We start from the raw sequence: 9,331 nt of genomic DNA, 5'->3' as shown, positions 1-9,331 counted from the left end.
GGGGGGGGGGGGGGGGGGGGGGGGGGGGGGGGGCCGGCGGCGGGGGGGGGGGGGGGGGGGGGGGGGGGGGGGGCGGGGGGGGGGGGGCCCCCCCCCCCCCCGGCGCGGGCCCGGGGGGCGGGCCCGCGCGCGTCGTGCCGTCAGGCGGCTGCCGGCTCGTCCTCGCCGATGAACGTGCGCCACAGCTCGGCGTACCGCCCGCCGCGGGCGAGCAGCTCGGCGTGCGTGCCGTCCTCGACCACCCGGCCGCGGTCCATCACCACGACCCGGTCGGCGCGCGCCGCGGTGGTCAGCCGGTGCGCCACGACCAGCGTGGTCCGCTTGCCGGCGAGCCGGTCGGTGGCCTGGTTGACCAGCGCCTCGGTCGCCAGGTCCAGGGCGGCCGTGGCCTCGTCCAGCAGCAGCACGTCGGGGTCGACGAGCTCGGCCCGGGCGAGGGCGATCAGCTGGCGCTGGCCGGCGGAGAGGTTCCGGCCGCGTTCGGCCACCGGGTGCAGGTAGCCGCCGTCCAGCGTGGCGATCATGTCGTGCGCCCCGACCGCCCGGGCGGCCGCCTCCACCTCGGCGTCGGTCGCCTCGGGGCGCCCGTACGCGATGGCGTCGCGCACCGTCCCCGGGAAGAGGTACGACTCCTGGGGGACGACCCCGAGCCGGTGCCGGTAGCCCGTCAGGTCCAGGTCGCGCAGGTCCGTGCCGTCGGCGGTGACCCGGCCGGAGGTCGGGTCGTAGAACCGGGCCACGAGCTTGACGAGGGTGGACTTGCCGGCGCCCGTCTCGCCCACGAAGGCCACCGTCTGCCCCGCGGGTATCCGCAGGTCTATGCCGGCCAGGGCCTCGCCGGAGCGTTCGGCGGCCACCGCCGGCCGGGGCCCGTCCGCCGCGGTGTCCGACGCCGCGTCGACCGGGCCGTAGCGGAAGGACACGTCCTCGAAGGCGATCTCGCCGCGCAGCTCCCCCGCCTCGCGGGGCCGCGCGGCCTGCGGGGTCCGGGTCGGCTCGCGCAGCAGCTCCTGCATCCGCCGCAGCGAGACCGTGGCCTGCTGGTAGCCGTCGAAGACCTGCGAGAGCTGCTGCACCGGGGCGAAGAACAGGTCGATGTACAGCAGGTACGCGACCAGCGCACCCGTGGTGAGCGTGCCCGCCTCGACCCGGCCCGCGCCCACGATCAGCACGGCGGCCGCGGCCACCGAGGACAGCAGCTGCACGAACGGGAAGTACACGGAGATCAGCCACTGGCCGCGCACCCGCGCCTGCCGGTAGTCGTCGCTGCGCGCGGCGAACCGCTGCGCCCCGCTCCGCTCGCGGCGGAACGCCTGCACGATCCGCAGCCCGGAGACCGTCTCCTGCAGGTCCGCGTTGACGACCGAGACCCGGTCGCGGGCCAGCTCGTACGCCTTCACCGACTTGCGGCGGAACACGATCGTGCCCACCACCAGCACCGGCAGCGTGGCGAAGACGATGAGGGCGAGTTCGACGTCGATGACGAGCAGGGCCACCAGGATGCCGGCGAAGGTCAGCACCGAGACGACCGCGGTGACCAGACCCGTCTGCAGGAAGGTGCTGAGCGCGTCCACGTCCGTGGTCATCCGCGTCATGATGCGGCCGGTCAGTTCGCGCTCGTAGTAGTCCAGGCCGAGGCGCTGGAGCTGCGCGAAGATCTTGACGCGGAGCGAGTACAGCACGCGCTCGCCGGTCCGGCCCGTCACCCGGGTCTCGGCCACCTGTGCGCCCCACTGGGCGAGGACGACGACCAGCGCGAGGCCCGCCGCGGCCCAGACGGCGCCGAGCGCGAGGCGGGAGACGCCCTCGTCGATGCCGTGCCGGATCAGGACGGGCAGCAGCAGGCTGGCGCACGCGTCGACGGTGACCAGGGCGAGGCTGATGGCGAGCGGGGCCCAGAAGCCGCGCAGCAGGCGGCGCAGGCCGTACGACTCCTCGGGTGCGGCGGCGCGCGCCTCGTCGATGTCGGGGGTGTCGTCCGCGGGCGGCAGCGCCGCCACCTGCGCGAGCAGTTCGGGGGTGGCGGTCATGCCGCCGACGGCGGCGCCCATGGAGTGGCCGCCGGGGCCGGGGAGGGCGGCGGGGGCCGGGGTGGGGGTGGTGGGCTTGGTGGGAGTGGTGGGCTTGGTGGCGGTGGTGGGCTTGGTGGCGGTGGTGGGCTGCCCGTCGGTTGCGGGCTCGGCCCTCCGGGTGGGCCCGGCGTCGAGGGTGGGTCCGTCGTCCGGGCGGCGCCAGAGTTCCGGGGTGATCCCGTCGGCCACCCGCCGCTTGGCGTTGACCGGCTCGGCGTCGATCTCCGCCTCGGCCTCCAGGTCCAGCTCGCGTTCCAGCTCGGCGAGGGTGGCCGCCTCCGCCCGGTCCAGGGCCGAGGCCCGGTCGCGGGCCGCGACCGCCTGACCGGCCGGGTCCGGCGAGCCGCCGGCCAGCGCGTCGGGGTCGGTCAGCAGCCGTCGGTACAGCTCCGAGCGGGCCTCCAGCTCCGCGTGCGTACCGATGTCGGAGAGCCGGCCCCGGTCCAGCACGGCGATCCGGTCGGCCAGCGCGAGCGTGGAGCGGCGGTGGGCGATCAGGAGGGTGGTGCGGCCGGCCATGACCGAGCGCAGCGCCTCGTGGATCTCGTGCTCGATGCGCGCGTCGACGGCCGAGGTGGCGTCGTCCAGGAGCAGCAGCCGCGGGTCGGTGAGGATCGCGCGGGCCAGTGCCATGCGCTGGCGCTGGCCGCCGGAGAGGGTCAGGCCGTGCTCGCCGACCCTGGTGTCGTAGCCGTCCGGGAGCGCCTCGATGAAGCCCTCGGCCTGGGCGGCCCGGGCGGCCGCGCGGATCTGCTCGTCGGTCGCGTCGGGGACGCCGTACGCGATGTTGGCGCGCACGGAGTCGGAGAAGAGGAAGCTGTCCTCCGGGACGAGCCCGATGGCGGCCCGGAGGGAGGCGAGGGTGAGCTCGCGTACGTCCTCGCCGCCGACCCGTACGGCCCCGTCGGTGACGTCGTAGAAGCGGGGCAGGAGGAGGGAGACGGTGGACTTGCCGCTGCCGGAGGCGCCGACCACGGCCACGGTTTCGCCGGGCGCGATGGTGAGCGAGAAGCCTTCGAGGACCGGGCGGGCCGGGTCGTAGCCGAAGGAGACCTCGTCGAACTCGACCGTCGCCGGCGCGTCGGCGGGCAGCTCGCGCGTGCCGTCCTCGATCGCGGGCTCGGTGTCGATGAGCTCCAGGACGCGCTCCACGCCGGCCCGGGCCTGCTGGCCGACGGTCAGCACCATGGCGAGCATGCGGACCGGGCCGACGAGCTGGGCGAGGTACGTGGAGAACGCCACGAACGTGCCGAGGGTCACCTGGCCGCGGGTGGCCATCCAGCCGCCGACCGCCAGCATGGCCACCTGGCCGAGGGCGGGGACGGCCTGGAGGGCGGGGTTGTAGCGCGAGTTCAGGCGGATGGTGCGCAGTCGGCCCGCGAAGAGGCGGCGGCTCGCGTCGCGCAGCTTGGCGGTCTCCTGCTCCTCCTGACCGAAGCCCTTGACGACGCGGACGCCGGTGACGGCCCCGTCCACCACGCCGGCCACGGCCGCCGCCTGGCCCTGCGCCCACCAGGTGGCGGGGAACAGCCGGGCGCGGCTGCGCTTGGCGATGAACCAGAGCGCGGGCGCGATGGCGAGGGCGATCAGGGTGAGCAGCGGCGAGAGCCAGAGCATGATCGCGAGGGATATGCCGAAGAGGAGGAAGTTCCCGATGGTCATCGGGAGCATGAAGAGCAGGCCCTGGATCAGCTGCAGGTCGCTGGTGGCCCGGCCGACGACCTGGCCGGTGGACAGCTCGTCCTGTCGGCGGCCGTCGAGTCGGGCGATCGTCTCGTACATCTCGGTGCGCAGGTCGTGCTGCACGTCGAGGGCGAGGCGGCCACCGTAGTAGCGGCGGACGTAGGTGAGGACGTAGACGAGGACGGCCGCGCCGACGAGGGCGCCCGCCCACGGGGCCATGGGACGGGAGTGGTCGCCGATGACGTCGTCGATGATCACCTTGGTGACCAGGGGGACGAGGGCCATAAGCGCCATGCCGGCGAGGGAGGAGCCGAGGGAGAGCAGCACGTTGGCGCGGTAGCGCCACGTGTAGCCCGCCAGGCGGCGGGCCCAGCTCTGCGGCTCGGGGGTGGGGGGTGCGGGGGGTGCGGATATGGACTCGGGGTCGTCCGCTCCGGGGGCGCCTGCTCCGGGGGCGCCTGTTCGGGGGTCGCTCGCTCGGGGGTCGCCCGCTCCCGGTTTCTCCGCTCCGGCCGTCTCTGCCGCCGCCACGTGGGGCCTCCCCGTTGTCGTCTTGTCGTCCTGCCGTCCGGTCCTGGTGCCCGGTCCTGCAGGACAGCCCAACACGCGGAGCTGCGGATTTCATCCCGGTGCAACGATCCGGGGGATGCACGGGGGCGTGCGGTGGGGGCGCGGGGGCGGGGCTTGGGGGGGCGGGGCCGGGGTGCGGATCGGGGGTGGCTCGGGGGCCGCTCGGGGGCCGCTTGGAGGCCGCTCGGGGGCCGCTCGGGGGCCGCTCGGGGGCCGCTCGGGGGTGGGTTTCGGGTGGGTGCCGTCCGCAGCGCTCTTTACGCGAGGTGGGTCGGGGCGAACATGCGGAACGTGGTCGGGAGGACGACCACGGACGGGCCGGGGGTGGCCAGCGCCTTGGCGAGGTCGGCGCGGAGGGCGTCGGGCGAGGTGGTCACCGCGGGCACCCCGAAGGACTCCGCCAGGGCCGCGAAGTCGGGCCGGGCCAGTTCGGTGGCGTCCGTGGCGGGCGTACCGAAGGCGTCGGTCATGTACTCGCGCAGGATCCCGTACCCGCCGTCGTCCACGATCAGCCAGGTGACGTCGAGGTCGTGCTGGCGGGCGGTGGCCAGCTCCGCGATGGAGTACATCGCGCCGCCGTCGCCGGAGACGGCGAGTACGGGCGTCCCGGGCTCGGCCACGGCTGCTCCGAGCGCCGCCGGGAAGGCGTAGCCGAGGCCGCCCGCGCCCTGGGCGGAGTGCATGGTGTTCGGGTGCGCGGGGTCGAAGGCCGACCAGGCCCAGTACCCGAGGATCGTCATGTCCCAGAACGAGGGGGAACGGGCCGGCAGGGCCGCCCGGACCGCCGCCAGGGCCTGCCGTTCCGGGCAGGCGGCGTGGCCGAGGCCCTGGTCGGCCAGCCGGGCCTCGATCTCGCCGAGGACCATGCGGACGCGCTCGGGGGCGTACGGGTCCTCCCGCACCCCCACCGTTTCCAGCAGGGCCTGGAGCGCCAGCCGGGCGTCGGCGTGGATGCCGAGGGCGGGGTGGTTGGACTCCAGCTTGCCGAGGTCGGCCTCGATCTGGACGACCCGGCCGGTGGGCAGGAAGGTGTGGTAGTTCGAGGACAGCTCGCCGAGCCCGGAGCCGACGACGAGGAGGACGTCGGCGTCCTCGAGGAAGCCGGTCATGTGGCGGTCCTCCAGCCAGGACTGGAGGGAGAGCGGGTGGTGCCAGGGGAAGGCGCCCTTGCCCCCGAAGGTGGTGACGACGGGCGCGTTGATGCGTTCGGCGAGCTGGCGGAGCTTCTTCGCGGCGTCGGACCGTACGACTCCGCCGCCGGCGATGATCACGGGGCGGGTCGCCGTCTCCAGCCAGTGGGCGGCGAGCGCGGTCAGCTCGGGGCGCGGGGCCAGGTCGTGCGGGGTCGCGTCCACGCCCGTGACCTGCGGGATCACCGTCTCGGCGCGGATCACGTCCTCGGGGATCTCCACCCACACCGGCCCGTGCGGGGCGGTCAGCGCCGACTCCCACGCCTCCGCGATCGCGGAGGGGATCTGGGACTGGGTGCGGGCGGTGTGGACGGACTTCACGATGTCGCGGACCGAGGCCTGCTGGTCGCGCAGCTCGTGCAGGTGGCCGCGGCGACCGCCCCCCAGACCCGGGGTGGGGACCTGGGAGCAGACGGCGACCACGGGCGCGGAGGCGGCCGCCGCCTCCTGGAGCGCGGAGAGGGAGGTGAGGGCGCCGGGGCCGGTGGAGAGGAGGAGCGGGGCCGCCTCGCCGGTGAGGCGGCCGTACGCGTCGGCGGCGAAGCCCGCGTTGTTCTCCACCCGGAGGGTGACCAGGCGCAGGTCGGAGCGGCGGACGGCGTCGAAGACGCCGAGCGCGTGCTGTCCGGGGAGCCCGAAGACGGTGGTCGCGCCGAGCCCCTGGAGCGTCTCCACGACCAGGTCTCCGCCCGTGCGGCCCGGCGGCGGCGCCAGGGCTGCCGCCGTCTGGGCCTCGGTGGGGCGGAGTACCAGGTCGTGGTCGTGGGTCACGTGCTTCTGCCCGTTTCTCGCTCGTGGTGCCGGCGCGGGGGGCGGAGGCCCGGGCGGGTCGGGTGACCGTTCCGGTCGGGCGACCGTTCGGTTCCGGTGACCGTTCGGGTCCGGTGACCGTTCGGGTCGGGTGACCTCGGGGGTCAGTTGCCCTTCGCGGCGGCGATCTGCCGGCTCATGATCGTGGTCAGCTCGTACGCGGTGTGCGAGGCCGCGACCGAGGTGATCTCCGCGTGATCGTACGCCGGGGCGACCTCGACCACGTCGGCGGAGACCAGGTTGCAGGAGGAGAGTCCGCGGATGATCTCCAGGAGCTCGCGGGAGGTCATGCCGCCCGCCTCGGGGGTGCCGGTGCCGGGCGCGTGGGCCGGGTCGAGCACGTCGATGTCGATGGAGATGTACAGCGGACGGTCACCGATGCGCTGGCGCAGCTGGTCGGCCACCTCGTCGGCGCCGCGGCGGTAGACGTCGGCGGAGGTCACGATGCCGAAGCCCATCTTGGCGTCGTCGTCGAGGTCCTGCTTGCCGTACAGCGGGCCGCGGGTACCGACGTGGGACAGGGCCTCGGTGTCGAGGATGCCCTCCTCCACGGCGCGGCGGAACGGGGTGCCGTGGGTGTACTCGGCGCCGAAGTACGTGTCCCAGGTGTCGAGGTGCGCGTCGAAGTGCAGCAGCGCGACCGGGCCGTGCTTCTTCGCGACCGAGCGCAGGAGGGGCAGGGCGATGGTGTGGTCGCCGCCCAGGGTCATCAGGCGGGAGCCGTTGCCGAGGAGCTCGTCGGCGGCGGCCTCGACCGTCTCGACGGCCTCGTTGATGTTGAAGGGGTTCACGGCGATGTCGCCGGCGTCCGCGACCTGCGCGAGGGCGAAGGGCGAGGCGTCCTGGGCCGGGTTGTACGGGCGCAGGAGGCGCGAGGCCTCGCGGATGGCGTTGCCGCCGAAGCGGGCGCCGGGGCGGTAGGACACGCCGGAGTCGAAGGGCACGCCGACGACGGCGACGTCGGCGGAGCCGACCTCGTCCAGGCGCGGCAGCCGGGCGAAGGTGGCGGGGCCTGCGTACCGCGGGATGCGGGACGAGTCGACGGGGCCGCGCGGCGTCTGCTCGGTGCTCATGGGGGTGCCCTTCTCTGTTCCATTCGGCCCGGGTGGGGGTGGGCCCCGGGTCCATCTTCGAGCGTAGGTGGCTGGGAGGGTGGGGCGAAGTGTACGTTTCATCTATGTTCGGGGTTTGGTGTGTGCGGGATATCCATGGGTGCTAGCTCGGGTTCGGGGTTGGGTTCGGGTTCGGGTGGGGTGGGTGGTTCGGGCTTGGGCTCGGGTTCGGGTGGGGTGGGTGGTTCGGGTTCGAGCTCGGGTGGGGTGGGTGGTTCGGGTTCGGGGCCGCCTGTGCTTCTGGAGGGGCTGCTCGACGACACGGCCCTGGGGCTGCGGCAGGCCGCGGGTGGTACCCGGGCCGAGGTGTACGGCGTGCACGCTTCGGAGATGGCCGACCCGTCGCCGTACCTCTTGGGCGGTGAGCTGCTGCTGACGGCCGGGCAGGAGCTGGGCCCCGACCCCGAGGCGTACGCCGCCTACGTCGCCCGCCTCGTCACGGCGGGGGTGGCCGCCCTCGGGTTCGGCGTGGCGCCGGTGCACGAGGAGGTGCCCGAGGCGCTCGTACGGGCCTGCGCGGAGCAGGGGCTGCCGTTGATGGAGGTTCCGCCGGGCACGCCCTTCACCGCGGTGGCCCGGGCGGTCTGGCGCCTGATGGCGGAGGCGCGGACGCGCGAACTGCGCCGGGTCACCGAGGCCCAGCAGGCGCTCGCTGCGGCGGCCGCCCGCCCGGACCCCGTCCCGGCGGTGCTGCGGCGTCTCGCGGTGACGCTCGGGGGGTGGGTGGGGGTGCTGCCGACCGACCAGGCTCCCGCCGCCGGGTCACCGGCACCCCGGCCGCCTCGCCTCGGGCCGGCTGCGGAGCCGTCCCGTGCCGTCGCGGCCCCGCAGGCCGCCGGGCCGTCCCCTTCGGAGGGCGTGCTACTCGCCCTGGGCGAGCTGGCGCACCGCGTCGGGACCGGTGGTCCGGCCACCGCGACCGACACCGTGGGTACGGAACACCTCTCCGCGTACGCCCTGGGCCGCGACCCCGTGCTCGTGCTCGCGCTCGCCACGCCCGCGCGGACGCCGGGCGACCACACGATCGCCGGGGTGGCCGCGGTGCTGCTCACCCTGCTGACCGCGCGTCGCGCGCCCGGGGGCGGCGAGGCCTCGGCCCTGGTGCGGCTGCTGCTCGGCGGGAGCGCCGAGGAGGCCCTCGGGGGTGCTCGGAGGATCGTGGTCCACGCCCGCGGGGCGGGCGACCCGGCCGCTCTCGCGGCGGGGCTCGGCACCTCTCTGTACGCCGCCGAGGGCCCGTACGTACGCCTGCTCCTCCCCGCCGAGCACGCCCCGGCACCCCGGCCGCAGCCCGGTTGGCGGATGGGGGTCAGCGCCCCCGCCGAGCCGGACGGCCTCATCGTGGCCGACGCGCAGGCCGCCCGCGCCCTGGAACGTGCCGAGAGCGCCCGCGCGCCCCTGGCCCACCACGTCGAGGCCGGATTCGGCGGACTGGTCGGCGCGGCCGAGGCCCGCGCGTACGCCGAGGCCCTGCTGGGTCCGTTGAACCCGGTCCAGCGAGCGACCCTGCGCAGCTGGTTGGCCCACCACGGCAGTTGGGACCGCACCGCGGTCGCCCTCGAGGTGCACCGGAACACCGTCCGCCAGCGCATCTCGCGGGCGGCCGTGCTCCTGGGCCTGGATCTGGACGATCCGGACGTCCGGATGGAGCTGTGGTTCGCACTGCGGTCGTGGGGGGAGCGGGGGTAGCGGGGGTAGCGGGGGTGGGGACCCGGGGTCGGGCTTACGGCGTTGGGGTTGGGCGGGGTCGTGGTGGGTGGGCGGTGTCGGGCCTGTCCGCCTGCCGAGGGTTTCCGGGCCGGGGGGGGGGGGGGGGGGGGGGGGGGGGGGGGGGGGGGGGGGGGGGGGGGGGGGGGGGGGGGGGGGGGGGGGGGGGGGGGGGGGGGGGGGGGGG

4 protein-coding genes are annotated in these 9,331 nt (G+C 75.5%); 1 reads left to right on the top strand and 3 read right to left on the bottom strand.

Features of this window, described 5'->3' with window-relative positions; all coding sequences use genetic code 11:
- Window positions 1–140: 140 nt before the first annotated feature.
- The 3 genes from ACIQCH_RS38060 to speB all read right to left on the bottom strand — a co-directional run bounded on the left by ACIQCH_RS38060 (window position 141) and on the right by speB (window position 7,398).
- The gene (locus tag ACIQCH_RS38060) at window positions 141–4,169 is read right to left on the bottom strand and encodes an ABC transporter ATP-binding protein (protein ID WP_402588893.1); all 4,029 of its coding nucleotides are present in this window, start codon (window positions 4,167–4,169) and stop codon (window positions 141–143) included.
- Between the two features lie 413 nt (window positions 4,170–4,582).
- Window positions 4,583–6,286, bottom strand: coding sequence for a thiamine pyrophosphate-binding protein (locus tag ACIQCH_RS38055; protein WP_402588891.1), 1,704 nt, complete (start codon window positions 6,284–6,286; stop codon window positions 4,583–4,585).
- A gap of 143 nt (window positions 6,287–6,429) precedes the next feature.
- Window positions 6,430–7,398 carry an agmatinase gene (gene speB, locus ACIQCH_RS38050; RefSeq protein ID WP_030210822.1) on the bottom strand — a complete coding sequence of 323 codons (969 nt, stop codon included), beginning with the start codon at window positions 7,396–7,398 and terminating at the stop codon, window positions 6,430–6,432.
- Between the two features lie 273 nt (window positions 7,399–7,671).
- On the opposite strand from speB, the gene ACIQCH_RS38045 reads away from it, so the two are divergent.
- Window positions 7,672–9,126, top strand: coding sequence for a PucR family transcriptional regulator ligand-binding domain-containing protein (locus tag ACIQCH_RS38045; protein WP_402588888.1), 1,455 nt, complete (start codon window positions 7,672–7,674; stop codon window positions 9,124–9,126).
- Window positions 9,127–9,331 lie beyond the last annotated feature (205 nt).

Source organism: Streptomyces sp. NPDC093225 (genome assembly GCF_044753805.1).
Classification (GTDB): domain Bacteria; phylum Actinomycetota; class Actinomycetes; order Streptomycetales; family Streptomycetaceae; genus Streptomyces.
This window is presented reverse-complemented; position numbering and strand designations above follow the sequence as displayed.

Excerpts from the sequence above, each read along its gene's own strand:
- speB (WP_030210822.1), bottom strand. The coding sequence starts at position 7,398 with ATGAGCACCGAGCAGACGCCGCGCGGCCCCGTCGACTCGTCCCGCATC.